Raw genomic sequence first — 18,544 nt, 5'->3', positions numbered from 1 at the left:
TAAGGTCTATTGGAAAGCCATAGGTGTCTGATAATTCAAAAGCAAAGTCGCCGGGAAATATTCTTCCTTGTTTACCAGATGTATATGTAATTTCATTATCTATTAAATACGGAATATGACCTTCCATTATCCCCTTCTCACCAGTTTTAATTAGTGAGTTGAACATTTCGATACCTGTGCCTAATGTTCTCAAAAAGGATATTTCTTCTTCCAATATTACTTTCTGAACGAAGTCTTTTTGATCGTATAAATTATCAAACACACCTTTAAATTGGTCGGCCAGTAGAGGCACCAATTGATTAATAAACGGATTTTTACGTTCTAAATATTGATAAGAATATCTAACAGCCCTGCGCAAAATACGGCGAATCACATAACCTGCCTTATTATTTGATGGCAACTGCCCGTCAGCTATAGCAAAGCTGATAGCACGGATATGATCTGCCAATACACGCATAGCCACAGCTTCATTCCATCCATCTTCACCGGGTTTGGCTGCGCTGTTATATTTCTTTCCGCTCTTTTCAGCAATAAAGTTGATCATTGGCTGAAAAACATCAGTATCGTAATTTGAAGTTTTATTCTGTAACACCCTTACCAAACGTTCAAATCCCATCCCTGTATCCACATGTTTCGCAGGTAAGGGTTGCAATGAGCTATCTTTCAACCTGTTAAACTGCATAAATACGTTATTCCAAATCTCAATCACCTGGTCATGATCCGCATTTACAAGGGTTGCACCATTAACAACTGCCCGCTCACTATCCGGGCGATTATCGTAATGGATCTCTGAGCTTGGTCCGCATGGGCCGGTCTCGCCCATTTCCCAAAAGTTATCTTTTTTATTTCCGGGGAGGATGTTTGCTTCATCAACAAACGCCTTCCAAAAATTATAGGTTTCGGTATCTTTTTCTAAGCCTTCTTTTTCATCACCTTCAAAATAGGTAACGTATAAGCGGCTCTTATCTATTTTATAAACATCGGTAAGCAGCTCCCAGCTCCAGGCAATGGCTTCTTTTTTAAAGTAATCGCCAAAGCTCCAGTTGCCCAGCATCTCGAACATGGTATGGTGATAGGTATCAATACCAACCTCCTCCAGGTCGTTATGTTTGCCTGATACCCGCAAACAACGCTGCGTATCAACCGCACGGTTAAACTTGGGGGTTTCCTCGCCTAAAAAAATCGCTTTAAACTGGTTCATTCCCGCGTTGGTGAACATCAGCGTAGGATCGTTTTTTATTACAATAGGCGCAGAGGGCACAACAGTATGTCCCTTTGAAGCAAAAAAATCAAGAAAAGCCTGACGAATTTGAGTAGCTGTCATAATTGCAAAGGTAATTATTAGTCCGAAAGTCGGGAAGTCTGAAAGTCCGAAAGTTTCTTAAAGAAAAAGCCCGGCAGATCTTTGATAAAAAGATTTGCCGGACTTAAATTTGATTTTAATAATTACCCTTGTTTTTCCAGTAAAATTTTGGCTGAATCAAAGTCTGAAGCAGTATCTATCATATCCTTTAATAAGGGCCATTCTGCCGTTTTCTCAAAATTTTTATTGTAAACGCGTGTTACCTTAATAATAAGTGCATTACCTTTTACAGAGGCTTCTGCCGAAAAAAAACCCGTTTTATTAGTTTTTTTCTTTGAAAGCTCTTCAATTCCCTTAACGCTGTATCCCATCGGAATAGCCATTGTAATGGTATAACTAAAGCTGCGCGCCGAAGGCATATAAACATCCTTGTCGCGCGTTTTATCCTTTTCCTCAATCTTTAAAAATCCGCCTGTTAGCTTACCAACCTCAACAATATAGTTATTGCCCGCTCTTTTCACCATATTATCCATTTCAAAAGATTCACTGTATTCAAATACCGGGTAGGGATTATTAAGCCCATTGTTTATTATTTTGCAGTTAGTTACTTTTTGGGGCTCCTGGCCAAACTTTGCTTTAATCTCGTCGGTATAGTACTTTTCTTTATCAATATGTTCCTTTGCAAAAGCATCGGTTATATTTTTCGGGAGATTTTTTACGGAGGTACCATTTTTATAGCGTTTCACAATCAAATCTCCATTGGCTATTTCCCTCACACCTGCATCAATTTCATCGGCAAGCATCAGGTCCTTTTGGTCATCATGTTGCAACGAACCCGCTTCTTTTACCGTTCTCTCAATTTTTATTTTTTTAAGGTCCGCCCCGATAAGGTTAACGTTCAATTGTTCATTGATATAATTCTGACTGGCGGCTGTTACCGGTAAAACATCTTCCCCTTCGGTAAAATCATATTCATGGTCGTTGTGCCTTTTGGGGTGTAATACAATTACCTTCTCGCCCTGGAAATGGGCTGGGATTTCGTTATAATGCGTAACTACGTCATCAAAGCAAATGTAAGTTGGCTTACTCCCGTTTATGCGGATAAGGGCGTCAAAATCTTCATAGTTAAACACATTATCCAAGCTATTGCCGTTGCGCGATGCTACAAGCAAAACATCATGATCAATTTTTAACTCAGTTAAAATAAAGCAAAGCGTTAATATGTTTACCTTACTTGCAGCCGCGCGATATTTCATTGCAGGCAAGTTCTGCAATTCATTTGGCTGGTAAAAACGACAAAAAGTCTCGAACTTCCATTGGTTATAAAGCACTTTTGCAACACTGTCAGCGGGTGCAGCCCGTAGCGATTTCTTATCTTTAAAAGCGGCTTTAACTTTATCAGTGAGGTCAAAATAGGAATACTCCCTTTCACTAAAGGTTTTTTCAAAATTATATTTTTGAGCCTGGAGCATTGCTGTTTTACCTTCAAACTTATTCTTCTCAATTATTTTATCAATCGGGTCGTCATAAGCGCTTCCTATTTCAATGTACGGATATTGGCGAAAACCCGAAATCCACAACTGGCTCTGGTATTTAGGGATATTGCTAAGCTTAAGGCTTAGCATTTGGTCACCTTCGTTATTATGGCTTTCTTCAAAGTGCGGAGCACCGTTTGCGTATACGGTTTTAACTTTAATTTTTTTATTGAACTGGTAATCTATGCTGTAGTACAAAACCGGATATTCATCCACCAAAAAAAACAAGTTATCATTATCTTTATAGAAGTTGCCTTCTTCTTTGTCAGCTATATCCTGCTTACAGATATAATAGTCCAGTATATCACCAACCTGTAAATCAGGAATGGCAAGTTTACCTTTCTGATCTTTTGACTCATTTTTTGTTAAAACCTCTTCACTGGTATTAACAATTATTTCTTTGCCTGCCGGTTTTATAACCTTTGCACCTATAAAAGTATTGTTCACATTCGCAAATTTTGCAAACAGCTGGGATGTGGTTTTGTCAAGCCTTTTCTGATATGAGAGCGTAGAGAAACTTTCAAGCGCTGTTTTGTCATTGATCTTTACCCTTTCATGAAATATGCTGAATTTTGTAGTCCGGGTAGTTATTCCAATTGCCCTGCCAAATTTGAGCTTGCCACTTGAAGCCCTTGATAAGCTGAATGACCGGGCAAGGATCACCGCGCTCTCTTTACTAAAATTGGCCGGAACAGCGGTTGCTTTAAATTCAGCAACCGGGCTGCCCCAAACTTCAGTTTTTAACTGTGCTGCTTTTTCAATATAAGCCGCTTTTTCTTTATCGCTTTGGGCAAATGTGGTAACAGCTGATATTAAGCAAATTAATAATAGTAATGATCTTTTCATTCAGATAAAGGTTTAAGTGTTATATTCTCGTTATAGGTTTTGGCAAGCTGTTCAACATCCTTGTTCCATTGTGCAAACTTTGAAACGGACAAATGGGTGTTTTTTATAATGATGTTCTTCTTATAGATCAATTTACCGGGCTGGCTGTCATACGCAATGTGAAATTCATAGTCCGGGTTAACAATATTCAGGGGCGCAGGCACATTGGTTACTTTATATTTCGCAGGGATTGTTAATTCAGCTTCTTTATAGAGGTTGGTTTTATAATCAAACCAGTAATCATGTTTTCTTTCATCTGTTTTTATGGCTGAATTTAAAAATTCCTTTTTAAAATCCAGGTCAACATAATAAGCCTTACTGAATGACGATACTGCGTTTTTATAATCAAACTTGTAAGCGGCGGTAAGATCCTTATCTATATTATCAGTACTTGAAAGGTTCAGTTCTTTTATACCGTAATCATTATTATTATTTGATAAATAATGATTCATTGCTTCATCAGCCTTTTCTTTTTTTACACTGTTTAACCCGCTTAAAACCGACTCTTTATCTTCCCCTTTCCACAAATGTTTTACACTTCCGCTCAGGCTTGTCCCATCTATTACCAGCTTGCTGCTTTCAAAATCATAATTTTGAGATGGCACTGCATAAGGGACCTTGTTTAAAACAAAATGATCGCCGTCTTCCATCATTACCTGCCTGCCCTGGATCCTTTCGGCATATTCATTAAGCCCGAGGTAGGTTTCGGTAGCGTCCAGGTATATGATCTTTCCTTTATAATTTAAAGCGCAGATCATGTGATTATCAACAGCCAGTGACGGGGTTTGATAATCATAGGCAATATGATCCGTCCCCAGCCAGCATAATCTTGCATCATAACCTGCTGCTGTAAGCAGTTCCTTAGTTAAGTTGGCCATTCCTTTACAGTCGCCATATTTTTTACGCAGCACTTCATCAGCCTTTTCGGGCTTAAAACCGGCCATGCCATCTTCAAAGGCTATATATCTTACATTGTCCTGCACATAATAAAATAAAGCTTTAATTTTATCCATGTCGTTAGTTAATCCTGCTGTAAGCTCTTTGGCCTTAGCACTTAATAGAGCCCTATCATTAACAACCGCCTTAGTTAGGCCATGGCACCAGGAGTACAGATCTTCAACAGTACCCAAATATCTAAAATCACGACCTCCTGCTTTCGCAGATTTTGATAAGATCAATATATGCGGATAAATGTATGTTGGCCCGGGACTGTTCTCTTCGGTTTGAGAGGCCGGTAAATTTACAGCAGTGTAGGTTATAATATCGGTGTCATCTCCTTTATCATAAGTTGTTGTTTTGGTAATATTGTAACTGCCAAAATTCATTTCCTTTAGCTCAACATTCATCCATCGTGGAATTTTGAAAACCATATCTCTTTTTTTAACAGCATAGTTGTCAGAAAAATAGGCTGAGGTTAAATACCGCGGATCAGCAATTGTTTCGGTAAAAGTCACATTTGCAATGCTGCCTTTTTTTTGAAGAAACAGCTGGAAATAGCAGATCTTTTCGTCAGAATAAAAAACATCATTAACCGAGTAATAGGAATATTTTGGCTGAAAATTGCTGGGTGTATGGTTGTCAACCCTGCATTCAACTTTGTCAATTGTTACCTGGTCATTATAGGTTTCAGCAACAGGCAGTGTTACCGTATAATTATTACTGGCATAAACTGTATTTAAAATATGCTTGATCTCAACCCTTGCGGCTTTTGAATTATAAACAAACTGATAAGTATTTTTTGCAGATGCAATTATAACAGAGGAGTCGGGCAGAGTGGCAAATACTTGTAAATCAGCAAACAACAACGCACAACATAGTAGTAAAGGTTTAATCATATTTAATTAGTGAAGGCTCTCTAATATAAAACATTTTTTTACGTGAAAAAGCGAAATAAGTTAAGGTGGCAACCATTTTAATTTTCACATCCGAAAACTTTTAAATTTAGCTATCGGATTTTTTCACTTCCAATTAAACAATTACATTTGCATATGCCTTATAAAGAACGGGAAATCAACAAGATGTACTACACCATGGGTGAGGTTGCCATCCTATTTGATGTAAATCAATCGCTTATAAGATTTTACGAAAAGGAGTTTGATGTTCTACAGCCTAAAAAGAACAAAAAAGGCAATCGTTACTTTACCCCCGAGGATATTGAGAACCTGAAAATTATTTTCCACCTCATCCGCGATAAGGGTTATACTCTTAATGGCGCAAAGGAATATTTAAAAAATAACATGGCCGACAGTAAAGACAGCCATAGGGTGATCAGCTCACTTGAAAGCCTCAAAAAATTTCTTATTGAAGTTAGGGATCAGTTATAAAGAAGAGACACGAATTTCACTAATTTATCCGAATTTCACCAATCATAGCGGATATAATAATGTGGCCTTATTCAACATTCATCTTTATTTAATTCGTGTAATTCGAATAAATTCGTGCAATTTGTGTTCAACTCAATTCGTGAAATTCGAATAAATTCGTGCAAATTCGTGTCTATATGATAGCCAACCACAAAGGCGAAATACCTTTCCTTGTCCTGTTGTTTCCATTTATATTGGGGATCAGTTTAGCTATTAATTTATCGCAGACAACAAATATTAACGGGCTTGTAATCTCCTTCTTTTTCATCAGCCTTATATTTATCACACTCAATTTAACTTATGCAAAACTCAAACTTTATAAATTCAGATGGATTGGCGGCATACTTATCACTTTCATTTTATTTTTATCCGGCTATATCAGCGTAATCAAAAACAACGAGCTTAACAATAAACGCCATTTTTCAAAAGCGCAGGCACAGTACCTTGTAGTAAAGATCAATAATGAACCCGTCCTTAAAAATGGCTGGCTCAGGTTTACCGCAGATGTTGAAGAAACCGTAAATAATGGCAAAAAGTCTCCATCTGCGGGGACTTTACTTTTATCTTTAAAAGATAATACAAGCGATCTAACCTATGGGGATGAGCTGCTTATCCCGGCTAAATACAATACTGTAAACCAACCATTTAACCCAGCAGAATTCAACTATAAAAAATACCTTGCCAATCAGAATATCTATTACCAGGGCTTTTTATTCCCTAAACAATATGAGTTATTAGCCACAGGTAAGGGCAATGCCATAATCAGCTATTCGTTACAGCTAAGACATAACCTGGTTGAAAAGCTAAAGCTAAACATGCGCGATACTAACGCCATTGCAGTAGCATCAACCCTTATATTAGGCTACAAAGCCGATTTAAGCAATGATGTTTTACAGGCCTATTCAAAAACCGGAACTGTACACGTGCTTTCGGTATCAGGTGCCCATGTGGCGGTCATTTATATATTACTGGCATTTACACTTAGCTTTTTAAACAGGTTTAAATATGGCAGATTACTTAAGGCCATTATCATAATAAGTATAATCTGGTATTATTCATTGCTTAGCGGATTTTCACCGGCTGTTTGCAGGGCAGCCGTAATGATCAGCATGGTTGTTATTGGCAAAACTTATAGCCGGTATATCAATACCTTAAACATTTTGGCTATTTCTGCTTTCGGGTTGTTACTTTATAATCCGCTTTATATTGTTGATGTTGGCTTTCAACTCTCCTATCTTGCTGTATTTGGATTAATTGTTTTTCAGCCTGTTGTGTATAACTGGTTAAAGTTTAAAAACAAATGGATTGATAAATTATGGATGGCCTGTTCAGTATCGATAGCTGCGCAGGTTATCACCTTTCCTTTAAGCGCGTTTTATTTTCACCAGTTCCCGGTTTATTTTTTGGCGAGCAACCTGTTTATAATAATTCCAACTATAATTATCATGTATTCGGGGATCTGCTACTTGCTGTTGCCGCAAATAACGTTTGTATCCAAAGCCATTGCCTTTGTGCTCGAAAATTCAATCCTGCTTATGAATAAGTTTTTAACCTGGATAGAACATTTACCTTTCGCTTCTATTTCAAAAATCTGGCTAACCACAGCCGAATATCTGTTGCTTTATGCCATCATCATCAGCTTATTTTATTTTTTTTATGATAAAAAATCCTGGTTGCTTAAAGTAAGCCTTGTATGTACATTGCTGTTTGGTATTAGCATCAGTTTAAAGCGAATGAACGCATCTGCAAGCAATAATATTGCATGGCTAACCCTTAACAAGCACAAGGCAGTGATCTTTAAAAAAGGCAATGCAGCTATTGTGCTTACTGACCTGCAAGACACCGATAAAACGTATCGTTACTCCATACAACCTTATCTTGATAGTTGCCAGGTAAGTAATACCCGGTTGCTGCGGCTCAACCAAAATATTAAAATCCCCTGGATGGCAAAAAAGGATGGACTGGTTCAGTTTTTAAATACTAAAATGTTTCTTTTAAACGGGCAACCGGCGGATGAAAGTCTCACCCCAAAACTAAAAATCGATTATATTTATCTAACAGGCAACCCGCATACCAGTTTAACAGCAATAAACAACAACTTTGATTATAAATTACTTATAGTGGATGGCAGTAATAGCGATAATTATATAGGAAAGTTAAAGGAAGAGACTGAAAATAAAAAAGTAAAATACAAAATATTAAAGCGTAACATTTCGCTAATTGCTGTATCTAATTGAAAACAATAAAAGATCAACAAAATTTGCATCTGAGTCATTAAAAATCTAAATTGTATTAAAATAAACCCTACGATATGAATATTAAACTTTTTAACGTTGCCCTGGGCATGGCGCTTACAGCAACTACCTTAAGTGCAAGCGCACAAAAAAATTACACGCAAGGTGTTGTGTCATTCACTACCGAAATGCGCGGACAACCTGCGGAGGTTAAAGAATATTTTACAGCCGATTCAACAGCTGCTTTAATAACAATGGGCCCTGCCAATGTAAAAATATTAAGCAATGCCAAGCATGATTTTTTTGCTGTTGTACTTGATGTACCTGTTGCAAGCATCAAAAAGGCAGGCATAGCCACACCTGCTGAGGTTGAAGAAGCTATGAGCCAATTACCAAATTTTACTTTTACTCCAGGTACTGAAACCAAACAAATTTCAGGATTTAACTGTAAAAAAGTAGTAGCCAAGGACGCGAAAAGCGGCAAAACGTATGACATCTGGATCACCAATGATTTTACAGTACCAGAAACTGCGTTACCAGTATATTATGCTAAAATAGGTGGTTTCCCTGTGCAGTATACTGCTTTTCAGCAGGGTCAGGAAACCAGCATCACTATTACAAGCATAGCCGATACAATAGCACCTGCCGGAACATTTAGCATAGGTAAAGATTATATCAAGGGTTCAATGGCCGATTTGAGTGCCCAATAATTATAGAAAAAATTCAATAGAAAAACCATTTGCTCATCGCAGTAAATGGTTTTTTTGTGTCCAGCAGGTCATGCTCAATTTAGCAGTAGCAGGTCACCTGATAAAGCATTTACCCAATCGGTAAATAAATGGCTCTCATAATCGGCTGCTATTTTGGCGTGCTCTTCCCAGTGCGGCGAAAATTTTTTCAGCTGGCTAATCATTTCTTCCAAATGTCCCTCTTCCTCTAATATTATTGACCTTACGTTAACCTTACTTGCGGCGTTTTCCAATGCTTCCTGGTAAACCGGGTAAAGCTCATCGGCACGTACTTCAATTGCATAGGTAACCAGCAGGTAGGCTGCAAAGCGCAATTCTTTCCCAACCAGACCTAATGTATGCTTCAGGTACCTGCTTACCTGTATGTCCAGTTGATTGAGGTAAAATTTGCTATAAGCCGGGGCTAATAAAAATTCAGGAGCGTAGGTTGGGCAGATCTCTCCGCCTATTTTTTCTATTTGTTTTTTTAGGTAGAAGGCATGGCGGTGTTCTTCGGCGGCGTGCTTTAGGATGATATAAGTAACCGTTAGCGGATCTTCACTGGCTGATATTTTGCGTGCGCCGGTATTTTCCATTAATGATAACGTATTTAACCATTTGGCATGCAACACTTTATCCGCTATTATTAAAGGTAATATTTTGTTTAATTCCATATTATAAATTTTGATTACACCGATTTTTGAAAATGATTACACTGATTATTTTAATTGATTTCACTGATTGATCTATTGATTACAAAGAAATATTTAGTAAAATCTTTTCTGATCGGTGTAATCCTTTTATAATCGGTGTAATCTTCTTCAAATCGGTGCCATCAATTAAATTTCCTCCAATGCTTGCTCTATTTTGTTGTAAATGTAATTCAGCTCAACATCTGTTATGCAATATGGAGGTAAAATATATATAACGTTTCCAAGCGGGCGCAGTATAATACCGGCATCCAGAAAATACCGGTATAAAATATCCCGCAATGAATTAAAATACGAGGTATCATTCCCGGTTTCCCATTCCATAGCCAAAATGGTCCCGGTTTGTCTTACTGTTTTAACTTTAGGGTGATGCCTGATCTTTTCTAAAAATTGGCTGTGTAACCCCTCAATCCGCTGTATATTTTCCCGCGTTGAGGGCTCCGTAAAAAGATCCATACTTGCCAGGGCAGCGGCACAGGCAATTGGGTTAGCAGTGAATGAATGCCCGTGAAACAAAGTCTTTAACCTGTCATCAGATAAAAAAGCATTGTAGATCTGCTGGCTGCAGGTGGTAATACCCAAAGCCATTGTGCCACCTGTCAATCCCTTTGAAAAGCACATAATATCAGGCTGCTCAGCCACATAATCACAGGCAAAAGATTTACCTGTGCGTCCAAAGCCGGTAAACACCTCATCATCAATCATCAAAACAGCTTCCTTGCGGCAATGCGCCATCAACTCGTTTAAGTACACAGCTTCATACATCAACATCCCCCCGGCGCCTTGTACCAAAGGTTCGAATATGAAACACGCTAAGTTAGATTTGAGATTTGAGATTTGAGATTTGAGACTTTCAATATTTTCTTCAGTTGGAAGATCAATAAACTCAACCTCAAATAATAAAGAATCAAATGCTGCAGTAAAAGCGCTTCGGCCGCTTACAGCCATGGCGCCAAAAGTATCTCCATGATAAGCATTTTTAAAGGCCAGGATTTTAGTACGACCCTCACCCTTGTTATGCCAGTATTGCAGGCACATCTTAATAGCTACCTCAACAGCAGTTGAACCATTATCTGAATAAAAAACCTTTTTCTGGTTAATTGGCAATAGCTTAAGCAACCGCTCAGCTAATTCAACTGCACCCTCATGTGTAAAGCCTGCAAATATCACATGCTCAAGCTTATTTAATTGTTCAGAAACCTTTTGAGCGATGTAAGGATGTGCATGCCCGTGGATATTAACCCACCATGATGAAACAGCATCAATATATTTTTTGCCATTTTCATCAAAAAGGCAGACACCTTCGCCCCTTACTATCGGCATAGGAGGCAAAGCCGTCTGCATTTGTGTATAAGGGTGCCATATTACTTTTAAATCTCTATCAACCAGGCTCATATATTATTTATTAAAAGCTCAACCACACGTTTATCAGTTGGAAAAATAAAATCTTCGGGGTTTAATTCCGTCACTCTTACCCATCTAAAGGCTTGCAACACATCTCCTTCTCCGTCAAAATCAAATACAACGGTTTTTATGGTAAAATTAATCGGATCAATGTTTTTCACAATATAATAAACACTTATTACCTGTGAATCGTTAAAAGCCGATTTTACGTAAAAATCTGTAGTATAAAAATGGCTTATAATCTCAATGTTAATATTGCACTCCTCAACAAATTCGCGTTTTAATCCGTCTGTTAAACCTTCTCCAGGCTCCAAACCACCACCAGGGAACTTTGTAAAACGCATGCCATATTCCTGCTCATCGCTAATCAGTACTTCATTAGCATCATTAATTAAAATGCCATAAACCCTAACGTTAAATGGATACATTATTCAAAGTGTTTTTTATTGCGGATGATTTTGTCCAGTGTCCAGGTTATATCCTCTGTTTTAGCCTCACTCCTTATAGGGCAGTTAGGCATGCTGCAATAGTGACAGCATTCGGGCACACAAGGATCAGCATGAATAAACAATTCAGTTTTTGTAACCTCGTTATTGATCAGCTTATCAACTAGTTTTACCTCTTCGTGCACCCTATTCAGGTCAAAATAATTGGGTAAAGTTAAATGGCAATCAATATGCAATTCGTTACCATATTTTTGAGCCCTGAAATTATGAATATCAATCCACTCCTCCCTTCGCTTTTCATTCAAAATAGCTACTATTTCAGTAACAACGCCAAAGTCGGCCTCATCCATCAATCCTGATACAGATCTGCGGACAAGCCTGTAACCGCTATATAAAATATATAAAGCAACTAATATGGACAAGGCGCTGTCCAGCCACAATATTTTTGTGAAATGAATAAGCAGCAAGCCAACCACAAGGCCTATGCTGGTAACCATATCAGCCAGCAGGTGTCTTCCATCAGCTTCAATAGTAATTGATCGCAATGCCTTCCCCCTGCCTAGCATATAATAGCCTAAAGCGCCATTGATTACTCCCGTGGCTCCAATTATTATGGCCCCGGTTAAAAGATCATGTATAGCATGGGGATAAAATATTCCGTAAACGGATTTTACAATTATGATAATGGCAGCGATGCCGATTAACGCGCCTTCGATAAAAACTGAGAAATATTCAACTTTACCATGCCCGTAAGGGTGATTTTCATCACGTGGCTGTGCTGCCAGGTAAATACTAAAAAATGCAAAGGAACTTGCCAGAACGTTAACTATGCTTTCGGCTGCATCTGTGAGTACAAAGTTTGACGCGGTTACAAAATAAGCCCCGAATTTTGCAAGCATCAGAACTATACCGACTATCAATGCTATTAGTATTATTCTTTTCTGCTCTCTCAAAACTATATTTATTAGCGGGCAAAAATATGTATTTTTAAGTCTTAATCAGATAGTCATTACCCCCGGATCATAAAAAAGAAAGAAAAGGCTTGAGGCTTAACGGTTTTAATAAGCTTTAGGGTAATAATATTTATTCCTGCTTAAAAAAGAAATAAATCACTTTAAAATTAATTTTTTTGTAAAATTTAAAGCGGAAATTGAAAAGTTATTAATCAGGAAACAAAAACAGGATTAAAAATTGGCTTTTTTTCAAAAACTTAAACTGATCGTAAAAATTTCTTACCTGGAAAACAAGAAATGACTTAACACCAATTATATAGGACTTAGGAGTTTTTCTATATTTGCCGCAATAAGAAAAAATTATATGAGTACATTAAGTAACAGGATCAATAACCTGTCTGAATCAGCAACCATCAAGATGGCCAAAATGGGCCGCGAACTTGCCGCAAAAGGCGTAGATGTGATCAGCCTTAGCTTCGGCGAGCCTGATTTTCATACCCCTGAGCATATAAAAGAAGCTGCCAAGAAGGCCATGGATCAAAATTACACCTATTATACTCCTGTATCGGGTTATCCTGATTTAAGGAAAGCCGTTGTAGCGAAGCTTAAGAATGAGAACGGGCTGGATTATGATTTTAGTCAAATAGTTGTTTCAACAGGCGCTAAGCAGGCTATAGCCAATGCTGTACTGTGTTTGGTAAACCCCGGCGAAGAAGTAATTATCCCTACTCCTTATTGGGTATCGTACTCTGAGGTTGTTAAGCTTGCCGAAGGTGTCAGCGTTTTTATAGAGGCACCTGTTGAGCAGGATTTTAAAATTACTCCCGCACAATTAGAGGCTGCTATAACGCCAAAAACAAAACTGTTTATGTTTTCATCGCCATGTAACCCAACCGGCAGCGTTTACAGCAAAAGCGAATTAGAAGGCCTGGCTAAGGTTTTTGAACAACATCCTCAGGTCTATATACTTTCTGATGAGATCTATGAGCATATAAATTTTGTTGACAAGCATGAATCAATTGCTCAGTTTGATTATATAAAAGACCGGGTAATTATAATAAACGGCTGGTCAAAAGCATTTGCTATGACAGGCTGGCGCATTGGTTATACCGCATCGAACAAAGAAATTGCTAACGCTTGTGATAAAATGCAGGGCCAGATAACTTCAGGTACCTGTTCAATTACACAACGTGCCGGTGTTGCCGCCTATGAAGGCGGACTGGAATCAGTTTTGGAAATGCGCGATGCCTTTAAAAAACGTCGTGACCTTGTTTATGATCTTTTGAAAAACATTGATGGAATAAAAGTAAACCTGCCCGAAGGTGCCTTTTACTTTTTTCCTGATGTTACCTCATTTTTTGGTAAAAGCTGCAATGGCAAAACCATTAATGATGCCGATGAGCTAAGCATTTTCCTTTTAGAAGAAGCCCATGTAGCGACAGTTGGCGGTGATTCTTTTGGTGATAAAAAATCTATCCGGATCAGCTACGCTGCTGCCGAGGATAAGTTGATAGAGGCAATGAAAAGAATAAAAGAAGCTTTAGGAAGGTTGAGTTAGAGAGATTTGTGTCTTGAGGTGTAAATAAATATATTCCGGACTCAATATCAACAAAAAACCCTTTGTCAAATTGACAAGGGGTTTTTTGTTGAGTTCTGCTTACACTTACTTATAAAGAAAAACCATAAGCTAAGCGTAGTGCAACTAAGCCATAGTTATCACTTTGACCTGAGAAATTTTCATAGCGTACACCTACGTCCCATGATTTATTTGCCCAACCTAATCCTGGTGTAAGGATCAATTTTGTGTTCTTAGCATATTTTGTTTCAAAACCGGCACCTACTTCACCTCCAAAATAAACATTCTCAGTAAAGAATGCCTTAGCACCAACTTTAACAGGAACAACACCAAAGCTGGTACCACCTACATCTTTTGCTGCTTGTGTAGCGAAGAAGTTATAATAACCTGATGTTAGCGTTAAAGCTACATTTTTAGCAACACCGTATTGCAAGCGGGCAGTCCCGCCTAATTCAAATTTCGAATAGGCCGGGTCGGTGTGTAAAGAGCCGGTTGGTATGCCGCCTTCAATTCCAAAGCCGAGGCGCCATGCGCTTTTATCTGTTGTTTGAGCTTTTACATTAACTGAAAAGAATATAGCAGCAGCAGTTGCTACCGTTGCTATCCATTTGGTTGAATTTTTCATTGTTGTGTTTTTAGTAAATAATAGATAATTCTATATACACATCGGCTTTACAAATACTTTGCCACTGTGCCATTTTCATTGTCTATTTTATGTAAAACAAGCAATATCCGCAATGATCTAACATAATTTATTAACAATTGTTAATGGCTCACATGTGACAATTAGCTAACTTTTCACCTACTATTAGTGAGTATATTAGTTAATAATTTTTTACAATGAAGAAGACAGAACATATTCCGCAAAATGAAACTTAACTTATTGCCGCAACATTTTTGCAGCCTAAAAAGGTCAGAAATGTACTTTTCAAACAACGAATTGGCACGAGAGATCTGAGGCCAGAGGTTAGAGATTAATATTTTTATGACGGAAAGACGTACCTCGATCCTTTCATCAATTTAATTTTATTAACAAATGAATATATCTGCACTTAAACAAATAACGAGAATATCTCCGGTCACGCTGTTTCAGAATTTGAGTCATTTAAAACGACAAAATGCTTTTCATCATCTACCGAAGCGGATTGACGAAAAGCATTTTATTTTGTAGTAAAAGATTTTTATTTACGTCTGAGGATCGATCTCAGGATCGGGTTTATAGTTTTTTTCGAGTTCAGCCAGTTTTTCTTTGCCATAAGCAAGCCTGGTTATCACAAAGAATAAAACAGGCACAATAAATATTGCAAATGATGTTGCTGTAAGCATTCCGCCAAAAACTGTCATACCAATAGTTCTCCTGGCCTGGGCACCTGCACCCGATGCAAATACAAGAGGTAACACACCAAATATAAATGCCAGGGATGTCATCAGGATGGGGCGTAAACGTAATCGTACAGCATCTAATGTCGCCTTTTCAAGCTCCATTCCCCTGTCTACACGTTCTTTGGCAAATTCAACAATCAAAATAGCATTCTTAGCCGCCAAACCAATAAGTGTTATCAGCCCTATCTGGGCATAGACGTTATTAGTAAGCGATGGACTTAAATATAAGAACAAAATTGCTCCGAAAGCCCCTAAAGGCACAGCCAGCAACACCGAAAATGGTACCGACCAACTCTCATACAATGCTGCCAGGAATAAAAACACAAAGCCTATAGAAAGCAGGAAGATGTAAACGGTCTTTGACCCTGACAGTAATTCTTCCCGGCTTAAACCAGAAAATTCATATCCATACCCCTGTGGTAAAGTACTGTCAGCAACTTCTTTAAGCGCCGTTAAGGCATCGCCGCTACTATAACCCGGCTTAGGGCTTCCATCAATTTCAGCAGAGCGGAACAGATTGTAGTGCGATATTAAGGGTGCATTTTCAATTACCTTATAGGTGGTTAATGTACTTAATGGCACCATCCCGCCTGCCTGGTTACGTACAAAGTATTGGCCTATGTTATCAATATTTGTCCGGTAATTGGTATCCGCCTGTGCCAAAACGTGAAAGTTTCGCCCATAAATGGTAAAATCATTAATAAATATACTTCCCATGTAGGTTTGCAATGCGTTATTAATATCACTTATTGCTACTCCCAAACGTTTAGCCTTTTCACGGTCAATGGTTAACTGATATGCAGGCGTACTTGCAGTAAAAAATGAAAAAGCCTTACCGATTTCTGGCCGTTTATTTATTGCAGCTGTAAGATCTTTGAGTGTTTTTTCAAACGTTTTAATGTCTCCGCCAGCTTCTTTTTCCTCCATTATAAATGAAAAGCCGCCCGTACTTCCCAGACCGGGAATGGCCGGTGGCTGAATTACAACCACGCTGGCTTCTTTAAACCTTGCCAGTCGTTTTTGCAGGTTGGCTGTAATTGCACCTATCTGCGTTTCATCAGTTTTTCTTTCGTCCCAAGGCTTAAGCTGAACAAATATGGTGGCACTGTTCGATTTGCTGGCAAAACTCACCGCATTTAAACCGCCAAGAGCTGCATAATGCAATATCCCCGGTATGCTGTCCATGGTGGCCATCATCTCATGTAAAACGGTTACCGTTCTTTGGGTTGATGAGGCCTCCGGCAGGTCATAGGTAACATAAATACGGCCGTCATCTTCCAGCGGAATAAATCCGCTTGGCTTATTCCTGAATAAAATAATTGTACCTACAACCATGCATACCAAAATAATGATCACAAATTTGGAGTTTTTTATACTTTTATCAACCCCATTTCTGTACTTTCCGGTTATGCGCTCAAACCATTCATTAAATTTAAAGAAGAATTTATTGAGCCCTTTTGACTTCTCATCAATTTTGTGAGGACGTAAAATAAGGGTACACAATGCCGGCGTTAATGATAAGGCTACAAATGCCGAGATTAAAACAGATATGGCAATGGTTATGGCAAACTGCTGATATAACCTGCCTACAATGCCAGGTATAAACCCTACCGGAACGAATACGGCGGCTAATATCAGCGCTATTGCTATTACCGGCGCAGATATATCGCGCATGGCATGAACAGTAGCTTCTTTTGGTGACATTCCCTTTTCATCCATATAATGCTGTACCGATTCAACCACCACAATAGCATCATCAACCACGATACCTATAGCAAGCACAAACCCAAATAAGGTAAGTGTATTTATGGTGAAGTGTAAAGGGATAAAAAATATGAATGTACCTATAATTGATACAGGAATGGCGAGTACAGGTATAAGAGTTGTACGCCAGCTTTGTAAAAACAAAAACACGACTATTATAACCAATACCAGTGCAATTACCAATGTTTGAACAACCTCCTGAACCGAAACCTTTACTACGGTTATTGATTCAAATGGCACTACGTAATCAACATCAGTAGGAAATGCTTTTTTAAGCTCATTCATAGTAGCATACACTGCATCAGCTGTTTCAATCGCATTACTGTTAGGGGCCTGGTATACTAACAGGTACGATGCTCTTTTACCGTCAACAAATGAATTGCCGGCATAATTAAACTTGCCCAATTCAACACGCGCAACATCCTTTAAGTGCACTACGGAGCCATTGCCCGGCTGCGTTTTTACTATAACATTAGCAAATTCTTCGGGTTTTGATAAGCGCCCTTTTACTAATACGGTATATTCAAAAGGCTGTGCCTTTTCCTGAGGTGTTGATCCAACTGTACCTGCTGCAACCTGTGCGTTTTGTTCATTTAATGCGGCGGTTACGTCGGCAGCGGTCATTCCAAGCGCGGCAAGCTTATCAGGCTTTAGCCATATTCGCATACTGAAGTCATCGGCACGGGTAAAAACGTCGCCCACGCCTTTGGTACGTAAAAGCGCATCCTTTATAAAAATATTGGTGTAATTATCCATAAAGGTAACATCGTGTGTCCCTTTAGGGGCAAACATTGCAACCAGCATTAATATACTTGGGTTACGTTTCCGTACGGTTAATCCTAAACGTTGCACATCCTGAGGTAAAGTTGGTGTAGCTATACCAACACGATTTTGCACATCAAGCGCGGCTATATTAATATCAGTGCCTACCTCAAAATTAGCTGTCATGGTCATTTGGCCATTGCTGGTACTGTTACTTTGCAGATAGGTCATTCCGGGAGTGCCATTTACCTGCACTTCAATTGGTGTGGCTACAGTTTGCTCAACTGTTAAAGCATCCGCGCCGCTGTATGTTGCTGAAATTTGTACAGTTGGTGGTGTAATTTCCGGGTACTGCCCTATTGCGAGGTTGGTGATTGATAAAATACCAACTATCACAATTACTATCGAAATAACAATTGCTGTAACCGGTCTTTTTATAAAAGTTTCTGCGATCATTCGGTTGTTTTTAGAAAAAAGTCAATTATTTCCCCTTTACTG

General features: G+C 38.5%; 13 protein-coding genes. 4 read left to right on the top strand and 9 right to left on the bottom strand.

All coding sequences use genetic code 11. The annotated features are described in order from the left end of the window. The 3 genes from alaS to JWQ54_RS11800 form a co-directional block, all read right to left on the bottom strand. On the bottom strand, positions 1-1,324 hold a 1,324-nt coding region (gene alaS / locus JWQ54_RS11810; RefSeq protein ID WP_299584849.1), incomplete at its 3' end, for an alanine--tRNA ligase. Positions 1,325-1,446: 122 nt separating this feature from the next. Then, positions 1,447-3,684, bottom strand: a complete 2,238-nt coding sequence (locus tag JWQ54_RS11805; protein WP_299584847.1) for a hypothetical protein — start codon at positions 3,682-3,684, stop codon at positions 1,447-1,449. Beyond that, positions 3,681-5,558 carry a transglutaminase family protein gene (locus tag JWQ54_RS11800; protein ID WP_299584845.1) on the bottom strand — a complete coding sequence of 626 codons (1,878 nt, stop codon included), beginning with the start codon at positions 5,556-5,558 and terminating at the stop codon, positions 3,681-3,683. Before JWQ54_RS11800 ends, JWQ54_RS11805 begins: the two co-directional genes overlap by 4 nt. A 153-nt stretch (positions 5,559-5,711) precedes the next feature. On the opposite strand from JWQ54_RS11800, the gene JWQ54_RS11795 reads away from it, so the two are divergent. The 3 genes from JWQ54_RS11795 to JWQ54_RS11785 all read left to right on the top strand — a co-directional run bounded on the left by JWQ54_RS11795 (position 5,712) and on the right by JWQ54_RS11785 (position 9,030). Continuing rightward, on the top strand, positions 5,712-6,047 hold the full coding sequence (locus JWQ54_RS11795) for a MerR family transcriptional regulator (protein WP_299584843.1): 336 nt from the start codon (positions 5,712-5,714) through the stop codon (positions 6,045-6,047). Positions 6,048-6,223: 176 nt separating this feature from the next. Then, the gene (locus JWQ54_RS11790) at positions 6,224-8,323 is read left to right on the top strand and encodes a ComEC/Rec2 family competence protein (RefSeq protein ID WP_299584841.1); all 2,100 of its coding nucleotides are present in this window, start codon (positions 6,224-6,226) and stop codon (positions 8,321-8,323) included. 74 nt (positions 8,324-8,397) lie between these two features. Beyond that, the gene (locus tag JWQ54_RS11785) at positions 8,398-9,030 is read left to right on the top strand and encodes a hypothetical protein (protein WP_299584839.1); all 633 of its coding nucleotides are present in this window, start codon (positions 8,398-8,400) and stop codon (positions 9,028-9,030) included. 74 nt (positions 9,031-9,104) lie between these two features. Here JWQ54_RS11785 and JWQ54_RS11780 read toward each other — a convergent pair whose 3' ends face one another. The 4 genes from JWQ54_RS11780 to JWQ54_RS11765 form a co-directional block, all read right to left on the bottom strand. Beyond that, positions 9,105-9,722, bottom strand: a complete 618-nt coding sequence (locus tag JWQ54_RS11780; RefSeq protein WP_299584837.1) for a hypothetical protein — start codon at positions 9,720-9,722, stop codon at positions 9,105-9,107. Positions 9,723-9,887: 165 nt separating this feature from the next. Further along, positions 9,888-11,153, bottom strand: coding sequence for an adenosylmethionine--8-amino-7-oxononanoate transaminase (gene bioA / locus JWQ54_RS11775; RefSeq protein ID WP_299584835.1), 1,266 nt, complete (start codon positions 11,151-11,153; stop codon positions 9,888-9,890). Further along, on the bottom strand, positions 11,150-11,590 hold the full coding sequence (locus tag JWQ54_RS11770) for an NUDIX domain-containing protein (protein WP_299584833.1): 441 nt from the start codon (positions 11,588-11,590) through the stop codon (positions 11,150-11,152). The genes bioA and JWQ54_RS11770 overlap by 4 nt, the downstream gene beginning before the upstream one ends. Continuing rightward, positions 11,590-12,561: a cation diffusion facilitator family transporter gene (locus tag JWQ54_RS11765; RefSeq protein WP_299584831.1), complete on the bottom strand. Its 972-nt coding sequence runs from the start codon at positions 12,559-12,561 to the stop codon at positions 11,590-11,592. The genes JWQ54_RS11770 and JWQ54_RS11765 overlap by 1 nt, the downstream gene beginning before the upstream one ends. A gap of 364 nt (positions 12,562-12,925) precedes the next feature. On the opposite strand from JWQ54_RS11765, the gene JWQ54_RS11760 reads away from it, so the two are divergent. Next, positions 12,926-14,119 carry a pyridoxal phosphate-dependent aminotransferase gene (locus JWQ54_RS11760; RefSeq protein WP_299584829.1) on the top strand — a complete coding sequence of 398 codons (1,194 nt, stop codon included), beginning with the start codon at positions 12,926-12,928 and terminating at the stop codon, positions 14,117-14,119. A 109-nt stretch (positions 14,120-14,228) separates the two neighbouring features. On the opposite strand, the gene JWQ54_RS11755 is transcribed toward JWQ54_RS11760, so the two are convergent. Then, positions 14,229-14,762 carry a hypothetical protein gene (locus JWQ54_RS11755; protein ID WP_299584827.1) on the bottom strand — a complete coding sequence of 178 codons (534 nt, stop codon included), beginning with the start codon at positions 14,760-14,762 and terminating at the stop codon, positions 14,229-14,231. 560 nt (positions 14,763-15,322) lie between these two features. After that, on the bottom strand, positions 15,323-18,502 hold the full coding sequence (locus tag JWQ54_RS11750; RefSeq protein WP_299584825.1) for an efflux RND transporter permease subunit: 3,180 nt from the start codon (positions 18,500-18,502) through the stop codon (positions 15,323-15,325). Positions 18,503-18,544: the final 42 nt, after the last annotated feature.

It is taken from the genome of Mucilaginibacter sp. (assembly GCF_028288225.1).
GTDB lineage: Bacteria > Bacteroidota > Bacteroidia > Sphingobacteriales > Sphingobacteriaceae > Mucilaginibacter.
The sequence above is the reverse complement of the archived record's forward strand: the minus strand, read 5'-3'. Positions and strand labels throughout refer to the sequence as shown.

Coding starts and splice junctions, on each gene's coding strand:
- JWQ54_RS11800 (WP_299584845.1), bottom strand. CDS start 5,558: ATGATTAAACCTTTACTACTATGTTGTGCGTTGTTGTTTGCTGATTTA.
- JWQ54_RS11785 (WP_299584839.1), top strand. CDS start 8,398: ATGAATATTAAACTTTTTAACGTTGCCCTGGGCATGGCGCTTACAGCA.
- JWQ54_RS11770 (WP_299584833.1), bottom strand. CDS start 11,590: ATGTATCCATTTAACGTTAGGGTTTATGGCATTTTAATTAATGATGCT.
- JWQ54_RS11795 (WP_299584843.1), top strand. CDS start 5,712: ATGCCTTATAAAGAACGGGAAATCAACAAGATGTACTACACCATGGGT.
- JWQ54_RS11755 (WP_299584827.1), bottom strand. CDS start 14,762: ATGAAAAATTCAACCAAATGGATAGCAACGGTAGCAACTGCTGCTGCT.
- JWQ54_RS11760 (WP_299584829.1), top strand. CDS start 12,926: ATGAGTACATTAAGTAACAGGATCAATAACCTGTCTGAATCAGCAACC.
- JWQ54_RS11780 (WP_299584837.1), bottom strand. CDS start 9,722: ATGGAATTAAACAAAATATTACCTTTAATAATAGCGGATAAAGTGTTG.
- JWQ54_RS11790 (WP_299584841.1), top strand. CDS start 6,224: ATGATAGCCAACCACAAAGGCGAAATACCTTTCCTTGTCCTGTTGTTT.
- bioA (WP_299584835.1), bottom strand. CDS start 11,153: ATGAGCCTGGTTGATAGAGATTTAAAAGTAATATGGCACCCTTATACA.
- JWQ54_RS11750 (WP_299584825.1), bottom strand. CDS start 18,502: ATGATCGCAGAAACTTTTATAAAAAGACCGGTTACAGCAATTGTTATT.
- JWQ54_RS11805 (WP_299584847.1), bottom strand. CDS start 3,684: ATGAAAAGATCATTACTATTATTAATTTGCTTAATATCAGCTGTTACC.